The organism is Bartonella grahamii ATCC 700132, from assembly GCF_000518085.1.
In the GTDB taxonomy this organism is placed as follows: Bacteria; Pseudomonadota; Alphaproteobacteria; order Rhizobiales; family Rhizobiaceae; genus Bartonella; species Bartonella grahamii.
In genome coordinates this window covers 85,052-100,346 of record NZ_JACX01000009.1, presented here as the reverse complement: position 1 = coordinate 100,346, position 15,295 = coordinate 85,052, and the positions used below count along the sequence as shown (strand labels likewise).

Annotated in this window: 14 protein-coding genes; 7 read left to right on the top strand and 7 right to left on the bottom strand. The window is 38.4% G+C overall.

Annotation, left to right across the window (positions count from 1 at the left end; translation table 11 throughout):
• Nucleotides 1-375 (top strand): helix-turn-helix domain-containing protein (locus tag U736_RS0104855; RefSeq protein ID WP_026500363.1); only part of this gene is annotated, 375 nt, incomplete at its 5' end.
• A 387-nt stretch (nt 376-762) separates the two neighbouring features.
• On the opposite strand, the gene U736_RS0104850 is transcribed toward U736_RS0104855, so the two are convergent.
• Both U736_RS0104850 and ygfZ read right to left on the bottom strand, forming a co-directional pair.
• Entirely contained in the window at nt 763-1,380 is a 618-nt protein-coding gene (locus U736_RS0104850; RefSeq protein WP_012754941.1) for a YfbR-like 5'-deoxynucleotidase, read from the bottom strand.
• On the bottom strand, nt 1,373-2,245 hold the full coding sequence (gene ygfZ, locus U736_RS0104845; RefSeq protein ID WP_012754942.1) for a CAF17-like 4Fe-4S cluster assembly/insertion protein YgfZ: 873 nt from the start codon (nt 2,243-2,245) through the stop codon (nt 1,373-1,375). Before ygfZ ends, U736_RS0104850 begins: the two co-directional genes overlap by 8 nt.
• 64 nt (nt 2,246-2,309) lie before the next feature.
• Between ygfZ and U736_RS0104840 the strand changes: the two genes are divergently transcribed.
• The gene (locus tag U736_RS0104840; protein ID WP_012754943.1) at nt 2,310-3,638 is read left to right on the top strand and encodes a dihydroorotase; all 1,329 of its coding nucleotides are present in this window, start codon (nt 2,310-2,312) and stop codon (nt 3,636-3,638) included.
• A 415-nt stretch (nt 3,639-4,053) separates the two neighbouring features.
• On the opposite strand, the gene U736_RS0104835 is transcribed toward U736_RS0104840, so the two are convergent.
• Nucleotides 4,054-4,422, bottom strand: coding sequence for a TIGR02301 family protein (locus U736_RS0104835; RefSeq protein ID WP_012754944.1), 369 nt, complete (start codon nt 4,420-4,422; stop codon nt 4,054-4,056).
• Nucleotides 4,423-4,924: 502 nt separating this feature from the next.
• Here U736_RS0104835 and cysS point away from each other — a divergent pair.
• The 5 genes from cysS (at nt 4,925) to pssA (ending at nt 10,814) form a co-directional block, all read left to right on the top strand.
• Nucleotides 4,925-6,433, top strand: coding sequence for a cysteine--tRNA ligase (gene cysS / locus U736_RS0104830; RefSeq protein ID WP_012754945.1), 1,509 nt, complete (start codon nt 4,925-4,927; stop codon nt 6,431-6,433).
• Nucleotides 6,434-6,478: 45 nt separating this feature from the next.
• Complete coding sequence (locus U736_RS0104825; RefSeq protein ID WP_012754946.1) at nt 6,479-7,150, top strand: DUF421 domain-containing protein; 672 nt, start codon at nt 6,479-6,481, stop codon at nt 7,148-7,150.
• A 116-nt stretch (nt 7,151-7,266) separates the two neighbouring features.
• Nucleotides 7,267-9,150: an ABCB family ABC transporter ATP-binding protein/permease gene (locus U736_RS0104820; protein WP_026500362.1), complete on the top strand. Its 1,884-nt coding sequence runs from the start codon at nt 7,267-7,269 to the stop codon at nt 9,148-9,150.
• Between the two features lie 117 nt (nt 9,151-9,267).
• Entirely contained in the window at nt 9,268-9,966 is a 699-nt protein-coding gene (locus U736_RS0104815; RefSeq protein ID WP_012754948.1) for a phosphatidylserine decarboxylase, read from the top strand.
• Nucleotides 9,967-9,974: 8 nt separating this feature from the next.
• A complete protein-coding gene (gene pssA, locus U736_RS0104810; RefSeq protein ID WP_012754949.1) occupies nt 9,975-10,814 on the top strand; it encodes a CDP-diacylglycerol--serine O-phosphatidyltransferase in 840 nt (279 codons plus the stop codon).
• 70 nt (nt 10,815-10,884) lie between these two features.
• On the opposite strand, the gene U736_RS0104805 is transcribed toward pssA, so the two are convergent.
• The 4 genes from U736_RS0104805 to radA all read right to left on the bottom strand — a co-directional run bounded on the left by U736_RS0104805 (nt 10,885) and on the right by radA (nt 15,291).
• A complete protein-coding gene (locus U736_RS0104805) occupies nt 10,885-11,634 on the bottom strand; it encodes an SDR family NAD(P)-dependent oxidoreductase (RefSeq protein WP_012754950.1) in 750 nt (249 codons plus the stop codon).
• 2 nt (nt 11,635-11,636) lie between these two features.
• Nucleotides 11,637-13,130 (bottom strand): amidophosphoribosyltransferase, encoded by a 1,494-nt coding sequence (gene purF / locus U736_RS0104800; protein WP_026500361.1) that lies wholly within the window; start codon nt 13,128-13,130, stop codon nt 11,637-11,639.
• Nucleotides 13,131-13,205: 75 nt separating this feature from the next.
• A complete protein-coding gene (locus tag U736_RS0104795) occupies nt 13,206-13,787 on the bottom strand; it encodes a CvpA family protein (RefSeq protein ID WP_026500360.1) in 582 nt (193 codons plus the stop codon).
• Nucleotides 13,788-13,914: 127 nt separating this feature from the next.
• The gene (gene radA / locus U736_RS0104790; protein ID WP_012754953.1) at nt 13,915-15,291 is read right to left on the bottom strand and encodes a DNA repair protein RadA; all 1,377 of its coding nucleotides are present in this window, start codon (nt 15,289-15,291) and stop codon (nt 13,915-13,917) included.
• Nucleotides 15,292-15,295: the final 4 nt, after the last annotated feature.

Sequence of the window (15,295 nt, the reverse complement as noted above, 5' to 3'; positions counted from 1 at the left end):
ATGCTTACACCCTTTGGTAAAATTTTACGTAAACTTCGCGTTGATCACTCAGAACGCCTTTTAGATATGGCTAAGAAATTAGACATATCTGTAGCATTTTTATCTTCTGTAGAGATTGGCAAAAAATCTGTTCCTGTAGGATTGGAGGAAAAGATCATAGAGCTTTATGGTTTAGATAAAGAGAAGGCTTCTCTCTTAAAAAAAGAAGCCTATTCGTGTCGAAAAAGCATCATAATAAAGCCTTCTACTCCGTTGCAACGTGAAACTGTTGTTGCGTTTATGAGACTTTTAGATGGCTTACATCAAGAAGCGTTAGCAGACTTCAAAGAAATATTAGAAACATTGTGCGAAGCGTGCTTTATAGAGAAATGTTAGAAAATCCTATTCCCCAACTTTTATTTACGCGTCCCTCACAGTAAAAAAGATGTATAAATACAGCAAGTTATTTTTACATAAAACTTACATGTTATCCGTGAATGGTATAACGGTAAAGCTCCTATGAAGTGTACAATTTACAGAGTACTAGCATCTTTACGCTTCATAAGAGACATTTCAAATTCTTTCTTTAAAAGTTTTTACCCATATGCCGGTCCCACTTATGACGTGCAAGAGAATGATTTTGATTGATTCAATATAAACAGATTTGAAATGAGTGAATCTCACGATATTAGGGGCTCTCATTCAACATGAAAAAACAATGAATTATTATTATAAATCAGTGTGATGAGTCTTTAATGATAGGGAAGCAACAATGCGAAGAGTCTATAATCTTTGGGCGTCCAAGTCATTGAAGCGAGTTAAAAATGCGTTTTCAATTTGTTGGGTAGAATAGGGGTATAAATTAAGATCATCGGGTAAAATATTATTGGGAGAGCCAAAATAGCGAAGGGCTTCTTCTGTACTAAATCCAGCAAGCGTAATCGCTTCATAATATGCAGCGATACGGTCGGCTTGTTTGATTTTTTTTAAAAGTTTTTGAGAAAGATCAACGGGAAGAGAAAAGCGCATGTGGATAGCATCTTGGATGCCCTTTTCAATGCGTTCATATTGGTTTCCTATGACAGCTTTAAAGGGGGAAATCATATCGCCGATGACATATTCTGGAGCATCATGAAGAAGAGCATAAAGACATTCGTTGCTTCCCGATTGTGGAAAAAGTTTTTGAAATATTTGTTCAACCAAAAGTGAATGTTGTGCAACAGAATAAGCATGCTCCCCTCGTGTTTGACCGTTCCAACGTGCCACGCGAGAAAGTCCATGGGCAATATCTTCAATTTCAACATCAAAAGGAGAAGGGTTGAGAAGATCAAGTCTGCGTCCAGAGAGCATTCTTTGCCAAGCGCGTGCTTCTCCATTTTTTAATAATTCAGCTTTAGCCATGCGTATTTTCTATAGTCTTTTCAGGAAAGGTAAAATTCATATTTTCAGCAATGTTTATAGTGACAGGAATGTTTTTTACAGTAAAGGGGATGTTATGGTCCATAGAATCTTTGACGTGGTCAATACGCATTAAAGCGAGAGCCTCATTTTCTACACACGTTCCCAAGTAGCCAAGCACTTTTGTTCCTGCTTCAATGCTAGATTGAGGGGTTAATTCACACTGGCCTTTTACAATAAAAATACGGCGACGTGCTGCACGGCGGTGGTGCATTCGTGAAACAATTTCTTGTCCAATATAACATCCTTTATTGAATGAGATTCCATTGATTTGATCGTAATTAATATCATGAGGAAAGACTTTACCAACTTCATAGTCTTGACCACTTTCCGCAATTGCATAACGGATACGCAATTGATTCCATGTATCATGATATTCTGAAGTCAAAAAAGGTTTTTTGCCATAGATTCGTATTATTTTTTCTTTTTGTGGGAAGCGTTTATCAATAAAACTTGAATCAAAATTTAAAGCATCTGATTCATTATTCAAAGAAACCGTAACAAGCTCTTGTAATGGTTGTGTAATTTCTACTTTTTTACGCAGCTTATAGAGCAACAGACGTTGGTGAAGCGTATCAGCTAAAGGCATTCTGATATCAATCAGGTAACCATTTTCTTTTTTTCCGATAAGAAAATCGGCAAGAACCTTTCCTTGTGGGGATAAAAGGGCTCCAGGGAAAAGTTCCTGTGGACTGATTTTTTTTACATCTGTCGTGATCAAGGATTGTAGAAAATCTGTTGCTTCTTCGCCTGTAATTTGAATAAGCCCGCGGTTTTTTAAGCAAATGGCATTTTGTTTTTCAATCATGGTTCTTGCCTTTCTGCTCAAAGTTACATAATCGATAAGTGAGCAATATGTAAGGAGCGTGGCTATGTTTAAAACATTTGATACAATTTTTAAAGGTGCAACACTTGTGAATCATGATGGAAGAAGCAAGCGTGATATTGGTATTACAAATGGTCGTATTGCTGAAATAGGCAACCTTACATGTGCATCGGCTAGTGAGGTCATTGATTGTATGGGGCTTCATATTTTACCAGGAATTATTGATAGCCAAGTGCATTTTCGTGAGCCAGGAAATGAATATAAGGAGGATTTGGAAAGTGGCTCGTATTCTGCTGTGTTAGGGGGTGTTACGGCAGTTTTTGAAATGCCTAATACCAATCCGTTGACAACATCAGAAGAAACATTAAACGATAAGGTTAAACGCGGATTTCATCGAATGCATTGTGATTTTGCATTTTGGGTTGGAGGAACGCGTGAAAATGCCCATGAACTCTCTGAGTTAGAAAGACTTCCCGGTGCGGCTGGAATTAAAGTCTTTATGGGGTCCTCTACCGGTGATCTTTTGGTTGATGATGATGAAAGTGTACGCCTTATTTTGAAGAATACACGCCGTCGTGCAGCTTTTCATTCTGAAGATGAGGCGAGGCTCAAAGAGCGTAAAATATTGCGTATTGAAGGGGATGCATCGTCACATCCGATTTGGCGTGATGAAGTTGCGGCATTAAAATGTACGCAGCGTTTGGTAAAAATTGCCCATGAGACGAAAGCACGGATTCATGTGTTACATCTTTCGACAGAAGAAGAAATTGATTTTCTAAAAAAACATAAGGATGTTGCAACAATTGAAGTGACACAACATCATTTGACTCTCACGGCTGATGATTATAAGAAGTTTGGTACATTAATTCAGATGAATCCGCCTATTCGTGAGTCGCGCCACCGTGAAGCTCTTTGGTACGGTGTTCAACAAGGAATTATTGATGTCTTAGGCTCAGATCATGCGCCTCATACTCTTGAAGAAAAACTTCAACCTTATCCCTCTTCACCTTCAGGAATGACAGGGGTGCAAACAACAGCAGCAATTATGTTGACACATGTGAATGAAGGAAAAATATCTCTTGAACGTTTTGTTGATCTCACTTCACATGGCCCTAGTCGTATTTTTGGTATAAGCTGTAAAGGGCGCATTGCTGTTGGGTACGATGCTGATTTAACCATTGTTGATCTTAAGAGAGAAGAAATTATTACGAATGGCTTAATTGGTTCGCGTGCCGGTTGGACACCTTATGATGGTCAAAAAGTTAAAGGTTGGCCTGTTGGGACTATTATCCGTGGTATGCGCGTTATGTGGGAAGGTGAAATTGTCACACCTTCACAAGGAGAGCCTATTAAGTTTATGGAAACTCTGGTGTAAACAGATTAAAATTATAAGTATGCCGTAAAATACCATCTTTTAGAGTGGTGATATAGGGTATGTCTGCCTTTTTGGCACATAAGTGTTTTTTTATGCGTGGTGAATATTCTTAGGCTTGTTTGTAGAAACTATGAAGCAAATTACATGAGTGGGAAGCCAAGAGGAACCTTGTTCAACAAGAACCTAGATTATTTACAGAGCAAATTTAGTTAAAAATCTTTGTCCTTTGAGGTGTGGAGAGGAAGCCAAAGAACGGTTTTATATGGGAAAAAGGCGCATACGAATAAAAGCGTGTCGAGACATTATTCTTTAAACGTCTCTCTGTTTTCAGAGCTGGTTTATTGCTCCCCGCATTTGTGAGAGGAGTATCATTGATATCGCTAAAATTGAGAAAGATATTTTTTGTATAGATTAATTATTTATAATGCATGAGAAGATTTTCAGATAAAATTCTTCCTTCCTCAATGTATCTTTGATTGGCTTCAATGGCTGCTTGGGTACAATGGTGATAATTTTCTGAGAAAGCACGATACGCTTCATTAAACGCTTCATAAAAATAAGCACGTCTTTGTGGAATGGGGTATTCTGCTTCAATTAGTGCATTCATATAATCATACCATTGGTTTGTTGGAGGCTCGCAAAGATTTTGGAGAGAATGCAATGATCCCAAAATTTCTGCTAGTCGGAGTAATTTTTTTTCATAAGGTGGAGATTGTTGCGCAAAGGTTGGCATTGAAATGACAAGAAATATTAAAATAATGATGTTCATCAATCTATTACGCATTATTTTTATTGCTTTCTTTGAATAAAACTCTGTACAGATGAAATAATTTTGTCATGAGAACGGTGTAAAAAAATAGAGTTAATTGCTACATTATTCTCAATTATTGATTATAAAATATAGGGCGTAAGAGGCAGTAAGGAACCCATTGTGGAATATTGAAAATACTGACGAAGCTTTGTGTGGTTAAAAATTTAAGATTTGCTTCCTGCAAGCTATCTATTTTTCACATAGGTTTATTTTATATTGTGTTGCCTATAGAATTTTTTCTAAGCTCGTTTTCTTTAAGAAGGGAAAGCATCTCTAATGATAGAATGCTTTTGTTCAATCAAATAAAATAGATTGTTTTTATGATAAATGATGGATACAGCCGTGAATACAATGGGAAATGGTAAGAAGAATTTACTATAAGAAAAAAGTTTTTAGCCTAAACCGCGTAATACGATAATTTGAGATAAGATGCATCTAAAAGGAGCGGTGCATAATATCGTCTATGGAGTCAATAATGAAAGAGTTGCGATTTTATAATACGCTGACACGTAAAAAAGAAAATTTTACACCAATAGATCCGACAAGAGTACGTCTTTATGTTTGTGGGCCGACAGTTTATGATTATGCGCATATAGGAAATGCACGCCCTGTCATTGTTTTTGATATTTTATTTCGTTTATTGCGTCATGTTTATGGCAATGAGCATGTTCTATATGCGCGTAATATTACAGATGTTGATGATAAAATTAATGCACGAGCAGTTTTTGAATATCCAAACTTGTCATTGAATGACGCCATTCGTCAATTAACAGAACGTACATATTGCCAGTTTCAACAAGATACAATAGCACTTGGTTGTCTATTACCAACCAGTCAGCCGCGCGCAACCGAGCATTTAGAGGAAATGCGCTCTTTAATTGAAAGATTGCTTGAAAAGGGGCACGCTTATAAAGCGGAAAATCATATATTATTTTCTGTAAGTAGCATAAAAAATCCTCCCCATTATGGGGCATTCGCAAATCGTTCTTTAGACGAAATGAGAGCGGGGGCGCGTATCGATGTTGCTGCTTATAAAAGGGAAGAGATGGATTTTGTTTTATGGAAGCCTTCTGTGGAAGGGGAGCCAGGTTGGGAATCGCCGGCCGGAATTCCTGTTTTAGGTCGTCCAGGTTGGCATATTGAATGTTCTGCGATGTCAATGGCAAAGTTATTAGCGCCCTATGGCGGTGGTTTAACCTGTGATGATCCGACCGCGAATGTTTTTGATATCCATGGTGGTGGACTTGATTTAATTTTTCCTCATCATGAAAATGAGATTGCACAAAGTTGTTCAGCTTTTGGGACGGAGCGAATGGCAAATTTTTGGATGCATAATGGTTTTTTACAAGTTGAAGGCAAAAAGATGTCGAAAAGCTTTGGCAATTTCATAACTATTCGTTCTGTTTTAGAGAATAATTTTTTGGAGTTTAATGGTATTTTAATCGATGAAATGAAGAAAAATTGGGCTGGTTTGTCTGCGCGTTTTTCGATGTTGCAAACGCATTATCGTGAACCATTAAATTGGACAGCGCAGCGTTTAATACAATCGAGTGGCGAACTGTATCGTTGGTATGAATTGCTTCGCAGCAAAAAAAGTGAGATGGAAAACAATGAAGCAATTAATGATACTTTGATAGATGCACTCAGTGATGATCTTAATACTCCAAAAGCACTGACTCTTTTGCGAAAGTTTTATAAAGAAGGGAATGCGCTGGCTCTTTCTAATGGGATGAATTTATTAGGACTATTACGACAAGAATGGATTAAAGAAATAGACTGCCCATTATTTATAAAAAAAACTTTTCTTGATTCAAAATTTATTGATCAACGGATTGCTGAAAGGCTACGACTTATCCATAATAAAGAGTGGGAAGCAGCGGATACAATTCGTGATGAGCTTGCAGCCGAGGGGGTTCTTTTAAAAGACAGTAAGGATCCGCAGAGTGGTGAGCGCATAACTGTGTGGGAAATAAAACGATTTTAATTTTTCTATTCCAGCAGCTTACATAAATAAAGGGAGGAAAGTTTGATGGAATTTTTATATCATTATGGATATATCGCGCTTAAGCTGGCTGTAGGTCTTGTTGCCTTCTTATTTATTTTAAGAACGACGGGGCGGGGCAGTCTTAGTCAGATGACACCAGTTGATTTGGTCAGTAATTTTGTTATGGGAGGTATTATTGGAGGCGTTATCTATAATCAGAATATTAGTAGCATTCAATTATTGCTTGTTTTACTCATCTGGCAAACCTTGATTACATCTTTTAATTTTTTTGCACGCTATTCAGTTTTTTTTCGTCGTCTTATTGCAGGGCGGAATGTTACATTAGTTTTAGATGGGGTTTTCCAAATAGATAAGATTAAGAACTTAGGGATCAATGTTAATGATCTCATTACGATGTTACGTCTTAAAGGGTGTCACTTACATGAAGCCGCTTTTGTTCGTTTGGAAACCAATGGTGATTTCACTGTCATTAAAAAGGAAGAGGGGAAGAAATCGACGATTTTAATAGAAAATGGTGAAGTTATTGATGATGGACTTAAAGAGATTGGTAAAACAAAAAAGTGGCTTCAGGCAGAATTGAAAAAAAACCATGTAAAAGTTGAAAATTTATTTGCAGCAGAGTGGTATGAAAATACAGATCAAAATAATAAATTGTATAGTGGATTATTTCTTGTTCCTTTTTCAAAAACAGTCTAACTTTAAATAACGAGTGGGTATAGCTTATTGGAAGCGTAATGAAGAGATAAATCTATAAACAACCACAGGGGGGTATTTTGCCTTTTTCGTGTGGATGATAGAGAAGTAAGGACTTTATGAAACGCAATGAAATGACAAAAACTGTATCATCAGATACAGGCAGAACTCTGCACACACTTTACAATTTATGGCCCTATATGTGGCCAGTAGGGCGACGTGATCTAAAAATACGTGTGCTATGGGCAATATTTTATCTTGTTTTGGCTAAGCTCGTTCTCATATCTGTACCGTATTTCTTTAAATATTCTACGAATGTGCTTGATTCAAGCTTTCAGCTACCTGAATGGTTCCCATCCAGTTTGATTATTCCCATCATGCTCGTTTTGGCATATAATGTCGCACGTATTATGCAGGCTGGATTAAATCAATTACGCGATTCTCTTTTTGCCACTGTTGGTCAATATGCTGTTCGTCAATTGGCTTATAAAACCTTTGTACATATGCATGAGTTATCCTTGCGATTTCATTTGGAACGCCGAACTGGTGGGCTTTCTCGTGTGATTGAGCGTGGTACAAAAGGAATTGAAGCGATCGTAAGATTTTCAATTCTGAACACAGTACCGACAGTTCTAGAGTTTATATTAACGGCACTTGTATTTTACATAAGTTATGGGTGGCATTATCTTCTCATCGTTGTTGCAACGGTTGGATTATATATCTTGTTTACCATTAAGGCGAGTGATTGGCGCATTCGTATTCGGCAACAAATGAATACAGCAGATACTGAGGCCAATACGCGTGCAGTTGATTCTCTTTTGAATTTTGAAACGGTGAAATATTTTGGCAATGAAACTCTAGAAGCCGATCGATTTGATGCTTCTATGGTAGGTTATGAAAAAGCCGCAACAAAGATTTGGACATCGTTAAGCTGGCTTAATTTTGGTCAGGCTCTTATCTTTGGTATTGGAATGACGATCATGATGCTGATGTCAGCTTATGAAGTTTTTTATAAAACACAAACTTTGGGTGATTTTGTTTTTATTAATGCACTTTTAATGCAACTTTCCATTCCACTGAATTTTATTGGTTCAATTTATCGTGATATTCGACAAGGTTTAACGGATATTGAAGCAATGTTTGATCTTTTAGATGTTCAGAAGGAGATCGTTGATAAATCGGATGCTAAACCGTTAGAGATAGGGGATGGGACCATTCGTTTTCATCAGGTAAAGTTTTCCTATGATTCGACACGTCAGATTCTCAGAGATATTGATTTTGAAGTTCCTGGAGGAAAAACAGTCGCCATTGTCGGTCCATCTGGTGCAGGTAAATCAACTATTTCTCGGTTGCTTTTTCGGTTTTATGATGTTGACGCGGGTTCTATCACAATTGACGGGCAGGATATTCGTGACGTAACACAAAAGAGTTTGCGTGAAGCGATTGGCATGGTCCCACAAGATACAGTGTTATTTAATGATACAATTGCCTATAATATTTGCTATGGGCGTCCAAGTGCTACAGATGAAGAAATGCGCAAAGCTGCTGAAATGGCACAAATATCAAAATTTATTGAAATTTTACCGGAAGGTTTTCAGTCTATGGTAGGAGAGCGAGGTCTCAAATTATCAGGTGGTGAAAAACAACGTGTGGCTATTGCACGGACTCTCTTAAAAGCCCCCCCACTTCTTATTCTAGATGAAGCAACATCGGCTCTTGATACGGCAACGGAACAGGAAATTCAACAAGCATTGGATATTGTAAGCCGTGGACGTACAACATTGATTATTGCTCACCGTCTTTCTACTGTTATCAATGCTGATGAAATTTTGGTTCTTAAAAGTGGTCGTATTATTGAAAATGGGGCGCATACAGAGCTTTTACGCAAGAAAGGTTTATATGCTTCAATGTGGAATAAGCAGCTTGAAGCATCGAAAGCTGAAGAAAAGTTACGTAAAATACGTGAAGAAGATGAGACGAGTGTTGTTAATCGTAAAAAATAAATAGGGCAAAATGTAATCTATATCTTTATATGGAGTGATTGATTAAATACATAAAAAGATACAAGAGGAACAAAAAGATTTGTTGCTTGTTTAAGTTTACGATGAATAGGAAATTATATGAGTATTCTGCAATCTTTCCATAATAGCTTTGTACCGGTTCATAAAGAGGGTTATCCTTTTATTGTAGCATTTTTTGTTATTTCGCTCATCCTTGGTTGGATATGGAGTCCGTTGTTTTGGTTTGGTCTCGTTCTCACGGTGTGGTGTATATACTTTTTCCGTGATCCAGATCGTGTGGTCCCTTTGAATTCAAATTGGGTTATGTCGCCTGCCGATGGGCGTATTTCATTTGTGGAATCATGTGTTCCACCTGAAGAATTAGGATTAGGGAAAGATGAAATGATCCGTATTTCCATTTTTATGGACATTTTTTCATGCCATATTAATCGTATTCCTATCAGTGGTACAGTAGAGTCTATCGTTTATCATCCAGGTCGATTTACCAATGCTGAGTTTGATAAAGCTAGCCAGTTTAATGAGCGTAATGGTGTGGTAATTGATAGCAAACATGGTAAAATCGGTATCGTACAAATAGCGGGAATGGTTGCACGCCGGATTGTTTGTTGGTCAAAAGAAAACGATGCCGTTATGACTGGTGAGCGATTTGGATTGATTCGTTTTGGTTCTCGCCTTGATATTTATATACCAACAGAAATGAAATTGCGTGTTGCAGTTGGACAGACAGCAATTGCTGGAGAAACAGTTTTGGGTTCTTTTGATGATAAGAGTGCCACAACGGACTTCAGATACGATTAGGACTCACAATGAAAAATTTTTCGCCATTTTCTTCATTCAATCCTGAGGGGCAGCATGATGATGTTGCAAGTCGGCGACGTTCACCTACATCAATGCGGTATGTCATTCCCAATATCATTACTATTTTAGCAATTTGTGCAGGGATGAGCAGCATTCGTTTGGCTTTTGAACATCGCTATGAAGCTGCTATTTTAATGGTGCTTTTGGCCGCAGTTTTAGATGGTGCTGATGGTCGCATTGCCCGTTTAATAGATGGTAGTTCATCTTTTGGGGCACAGATGGATTCTCTTGCTGATGTTATAAATTTTGGTGTTACCCCTGCACTTATTGTTTATTCCTTTATCTTGAATCAAGCAAATCACATTGGTTGGGTTGCAGCCCTTGTCTATTGTGTTGCTTGTTGTTTGCGATTAGCACGTTTTAATGTGATGTTGGATAACACCAATATACCTAAGTGGCAGAAAAGTTATTTTGTTGGTGTTCCAGCACCAGCAGGAGCATTACTCCTTTTATTGCCTACCTATTTAGGCGCTCTTGGTTTGGTCCCCAATTGGGGGTGGGCATTATTTTTTAGTCTTTATACTGTAATTATTGCTTTTCTTTTGATTAGTCGTTTACCAGTATGGAATGCAAAAACAATTGATCAAAATTTAAGGCGCGATATCGTTATACCATGCATGTTGGTCATTGTTATTTATGTCGGTTTTCTTGCGACTTACACATGGAAAACTTTATTGATTACAGCTGTTAGCTATATGATTTTTCTCCCCTGTAGTTTTATCGCTTATAATAAACGTGCTACTTTAGAAGAGAAAAAGGCTGATGCTAAAGCTATCCAAGAATCATAAAGTGTTTCATTCTTCTGTTGAGAAGCACAGGAAAAAGAGAGAGTTAAACGATTTACTTCTCCGATGATGATCAGTCAGGTACATGATAATCTACAAACCGATTTTTATGGACATTAAAGAGTTTTCCAGTTTCTTTTAAATCAGGTGATAACAAATGTACTATCTTTTTTGCAACCTCTTGTGGTGAAGGGAGAGTTTGTGGATCTTCACCGGGCATAGCTTCAGCGCGCATGGCAGTGCGTGTGGCACCAGGGTTGACACAATTAACCTTTATAGGGGTTTGTTTAAGTTCTTCTGCCCAACAGCGGGCAATCATCTCTAAAGCCGCTTTAGAGGCTGCATAAGCTCCCCAGAAAGGGCGCGCAGCATGCGCAACGCTTGAGGATAACAGAATGGCTCGTCCAGCATCAGATTCTCGTAATAAAGGCTCAACAGCTTTCATTAAGCGCCATTGGCTGAAAAGATTTATTTGAAAAACATCTTCAAATACCGTGTTTTCTATATGCGCTATTGGTGAGAGTGTTCCAAGGATTCCTGCGTTTGCAACGATAATATCAAGTTTTTTCCAGCGTTTGGCAATTGAGATAGCAAGAGTATCGATGTTTTCCATATGATGCAAGTCAAGGGGAACAAGGGTTGCATGAGCCCCTTTTTCTCGGATTTGATTATCTAATTCAGTAAGTCCACTGACTGTTCGTGCAAGAGCAATAATATGAGCGCCGCGTGCAGCAAGCTCGAGTGCCAAATAATAGCCAATTCCTCTTGATGCGCCAGTAACAAGTGCAACACGCCCATGGAGACTAAAGTCACATTTTGTCATCATTAATCTCTTGTTTTAAGAACAGATGATTGATGAGTTTTGGAGAGATTTTCTTGATCAACCAGTTGCGTAGGATAATATCCAGTAAAATAATGGTCAGTAAATTGTGGATCGGCGTTATTCCGTTTTTCCCCTGCTACAGCAAGATATAATCCATCCGTTGAAAGAAATTCTAATGAATCCGCTCCAATAAAATCACACATAGATTTTAAATCTGGATATTGATTTGCTAAAAGGCCTTCAACTTTAGGTGTATCAATACCATAAAAGTCGGGATAGAAAATCATAGGGCTAGAAATGCGCATATGAACTTCTTTTGCTCCTGCATCACGGAGCATTCGCACAATTTTAAGAGATGTTGTTCCACGTACAATAGAGTCATCAACAAGAATAACACGTTTTCTTTCAATCACAGGACGGTTTGCAGAATGTTTTAACTTGACACCAAAAGCACGAATTTGTTGTGTTGGTTCGATAAAAGTACGGCCAACATAGTGATTACGGATAATACCAAGCTCGAAGGGAATTCCAATTTCTTGTGCATAGCCAATTGCGGCAGGAGTTCCTCCATCAGGAACAGGAACCACAACATCACCCTCACAAGGGGCTTCCTGTGCTAAACGGATTCCCATATTTTTGCGTGTTGCATAGACACTACGCCCTCCAACGATTGAGTCCGGACGGGCAAAATAAACATATTCAAACAAGCAAAGTTTTTCTGGTTTTTCATTTTTGGGTTTTATAATTTTTTTAGTAATTTCCCCATTTTTTTGTATTTCACATATGATGATCTCCCCATTTTTAACATCACGGACATACTTTGCTCCAATAATATCAAGAGCACAAGTTTCAGAACAAAAAATAGGCTTACCATCAAGTTCCCCCATCACAAGGGGTCTAATCCCTGTTGGATCGCGTGCAGCAATAAGCTTTGTACGTGTGAGCGCTAACATAGCATACCCACCTTCTACTTGCCGAATTGCATCAACAAAACGATCAGAGGACGATTCATAACGTGAGCGGGCAATAAGATGAAGAAAAACTTCTGAATCTGATGTTGATTGACAGATAGCTCCAGAAGCGATGAGTTCACGGCGTAATGTAAGACCATTGGTAAGATTACCATTATGAGCAATAGCAATGCCTCCAGCTTTTAATTCAGCAAAAAGGGGTTGAACATTGCGTAATGCTACTTCTCCAGTTGTTGAATAACGGGTATGTCCAATAGCGCGATTTCCTGGTAAGCGTGCAAGTGTTGTAGGATTTGTATAGTGATCACCAACAAGACCTAAATGCTTTTCTTGATGAAACATTTTATTATGGTAGGAAACAATACCAGCCGCTTCTTGCCCACGATGCTGAAGTGCGTGGAGTCCAAGAGCTGTTAATGTTGCTGCATCTTCATGCCCAAGAATACCAAAAACGCCACATTCTTCGTGAAGGGTATCATCATCTAATGAAAATTCTTGACAGAAAACATCACTCTTTATCATCATATTCTTTCAGTTGTGATACGAAGGAATCATTAATATCACATTCTACATCATTTAGTTCTCTTTCCTCATGAAAAACTATTCTCTATTTTTTAAAATTATCTTTTCATGAGAGTGTTGCTCATACGTATGTTTATTGCTGTCTTTAAACAAATTTTCCGCCTTTTCGAGAACCGATCCAATATCTTTTGGGAGTATTTCCCAAACTTTTTGTCCTAGTGAATCTAAAATAGGCCTTGTTTTTGCATTTTTTAACCAATTCGCTTGAAGCTCGGGTTTAATCAGTGCATTAATCAGCAACATACCGATGACCATGATAAGTAAACCGCGAAGTGCTCCAAAAATAAAACCAATAGCACGGTCAAGGACACCAATTCGACTATCAATAATAAAATCAGAGATCTTCATTGTAATAATTGAAGTAATAATGAGAACAATAATAAAAATCGTGACCAATGTTGTGATCAATGCAATCATTTTATTAGAGAGATAGTGTTCAAAGAAAGGTAAGACAGGCTTGAATAAAAACAGTGTCGTAATAGCTGCAACTGCCCAAGAAATCAACGATAACACTTCACGTGAAAACCCTCGAAGCATAGCAAGAAAAGCGGACAACAGGATGATTACTACGACAATTCCATCAAGGATTGTTATGATCATTTGTTTGTTCCTTATACATAAAGTTGTGTTCTTCTAAGTCTGTGTGCAAATATATTTTTTGTTCTTATAGCAAGGATCTTTTGTATTTTATAGAGTTTTTTCTATATTATCATATCTGTGGTGCAGATCATTTTTTACTTACGGTAAGAGTAGCAACGAGTTCGGGAAGGTCGGAGAAAGTTTTTTGTTGAAAATTGAGCGATTTCATCATTTCGGTTGTTGTTGTGGGGTGAAATGCTCCTTGAAAGCCTAGTTTTTTTGCTTCATTGATGCGCTGTGCTGAATGTGAAACAGCGCGGGTAGCTCCTGAAAGACTGACTTCACCAAAATATACATAATCCGTTGGCAATGCGATATTGGCAAGAGAAGATACCAAAGCAGCGGCTACAGCTAAATCAGCAGCGGGTTCTGATATGCGATATCCACCTGCTACGTTCAGATAGACATCATGCTGTCCAAAACGAATGCCGCAATGGGCTTCTAAAACGGCAAGAATCATAGAAAGGCGATTTCCATCCCATCCGACAACCGCACGTCTTGGTGTCCCAAGGGAAGAAGGAGCAACAAGCGCTTGAATTTCTACGAGTATCGGGCGTGTCCCTTCCATTCCCGCAAAAACAGCAGCACCTGGTGCTTTTTCATTACGTTCTCCTAAAAACAATTCGGATGGATTTATCACTTCGCGTAATCCTTTATCAGACATTTCAAAGACACCAATTTCATCTGTTGGTCCGAAGCGATTTTTTACAGTTCTAAGAATGCGATAATGATGTCCTCCTTCACCCTCAAAATAGAGAACGCCATCAACCATATGTTCAACGACTCGAGGACCAGCAATTTGCCCATCTTTTGTAACATGACCAACAAGAACAACGGCGGCTCCTGTTTTCTTGGCAAAGCGGATCATTGCTTGAGCACCGATACGTACTTGTGTGACAGTGCCGGGTGATGAATCTGCTGTATCTGACCATAGGGTTTGAATCGAATCGATAATCACCATATCAAGGTTTTTATGTTCGCTTAAGGTTGCCAGAATATCTTCAACATTGGTTTCAGCAGCAAGTTTCACTTCTGTATTGTTAGCTTCAAGCCTTTGTGCGCGCAGACAAATTTGCGCAATAGCCTCTTCACCTGAAACATAGATGACATTATATCCTTTACGTGATAAAGCAGCGGCTGTTTGTGTCAGCAATGTTGATTTACCAATACCTGGATCACCTCCAACAAGGAGTGCTGATCCACGGACAAAGCCCCCACCGGTAACACGATCAAGTTCAGCAATACCAGAATGAATACGTGGAGCATCTTCGATATTTCCAGAAAGAGATGTGAGTGTGACGATGCGTCCTTTACGAGCACTCTGCTTAGGACCACTTCCTATGCCGCCATTTATAGTTTCTTCGATAAGGGAATTCCATTCTCCACAAGCACTACATTTTCCCGCCCAACGAGAATGGACAGTTCCACAATTTTGACAAATAAATTGAATACGATTACGTGCCATGTTG

Coding starts and splice junctions, on each gene's coding strand:
- purF (WP_026500361.1), bottom strand. CDS start 13,130: ATGATGATAAAGAGTGATGTTTTCTGTCAAGAATTTTCATTAGATGAT.
- U736_RS0104815 (WP_012754948.1), top strand. CDS start 9,268: ATGAGTATTCTGCAATCTTTCCATAATAGCTTTGTACCGGTTCATAAA.
- cysS (WP_012754945.1), top strand. CDS start 4,925: ATGAAAGAGTTGCGATTTTATAATACGCTGACACGTAAAAAAGAAAAT.
- radA (WP_012754953.1), bottom strand. CDS start 15,291: ATGGCACGTAATCGTATTCAATTTATTTGTCAAAATTGTGGAACTGTC.
- U736_RS0104820 (WP_026500362.1), top strand. CDS start 7,267: ATGAAACGCAATGAAATGACAAAAACTGTATCATCAGATACAGGCAGA.
- ygfZ (WP_012754942.1), bottom strand. CDS start 2,245: ATGATTGAAAAACAAAATGCCATTTGCTTAAAAAACCGCGGGCTTATT.
- U736_RS0104850 (WP_012754941.1), bottom strand. CDS start 1,380: ATGGCTAAAGCTGAATTATTAAAAAATGGAGAAGCACGCGCTTGGCAA.
- U736_RS0104805 (WP_012754950.1), bottom strand. CDS start 11,634: ATGACAAAATGTGACTTTAGTCTCCATGGGCGTGTTGCACTTGTTACT.
- U736_RS0104835 (WP_012754944.1), bottom strand. CDS start 4,422: ATGCGTAATAGATTGATGAACATCATTATTTTAATATTTCTTGTCATT.
- U736_RS0104795 (WP_026500360.1), bottom strand. CDS start 13,787: ATGATCATAACAATCCTTGATGGAATTGTCGTAGTAATCATCCTGTTG.
- pssA (WP_012754949.1), top strand. CDS start 9,975: ATGAAAAATTTTTCGCCATTTTCTTCATTCAATCCTGAGGGGCAGCAT.
- U736_RS0104840 (WP_012754943.1), top strand. CDS start 2,310: ATGTTTAAAACATTTGATACAATTTTTAAAGGTGCAACACTTGTGAAT.
- U736_RS0104825 (WP_012754946.1), top strand. CDS start 6,479: ATGGAATTTTTATATCATTATGGATATATCGCGCTTAAGCTGGCTGTA.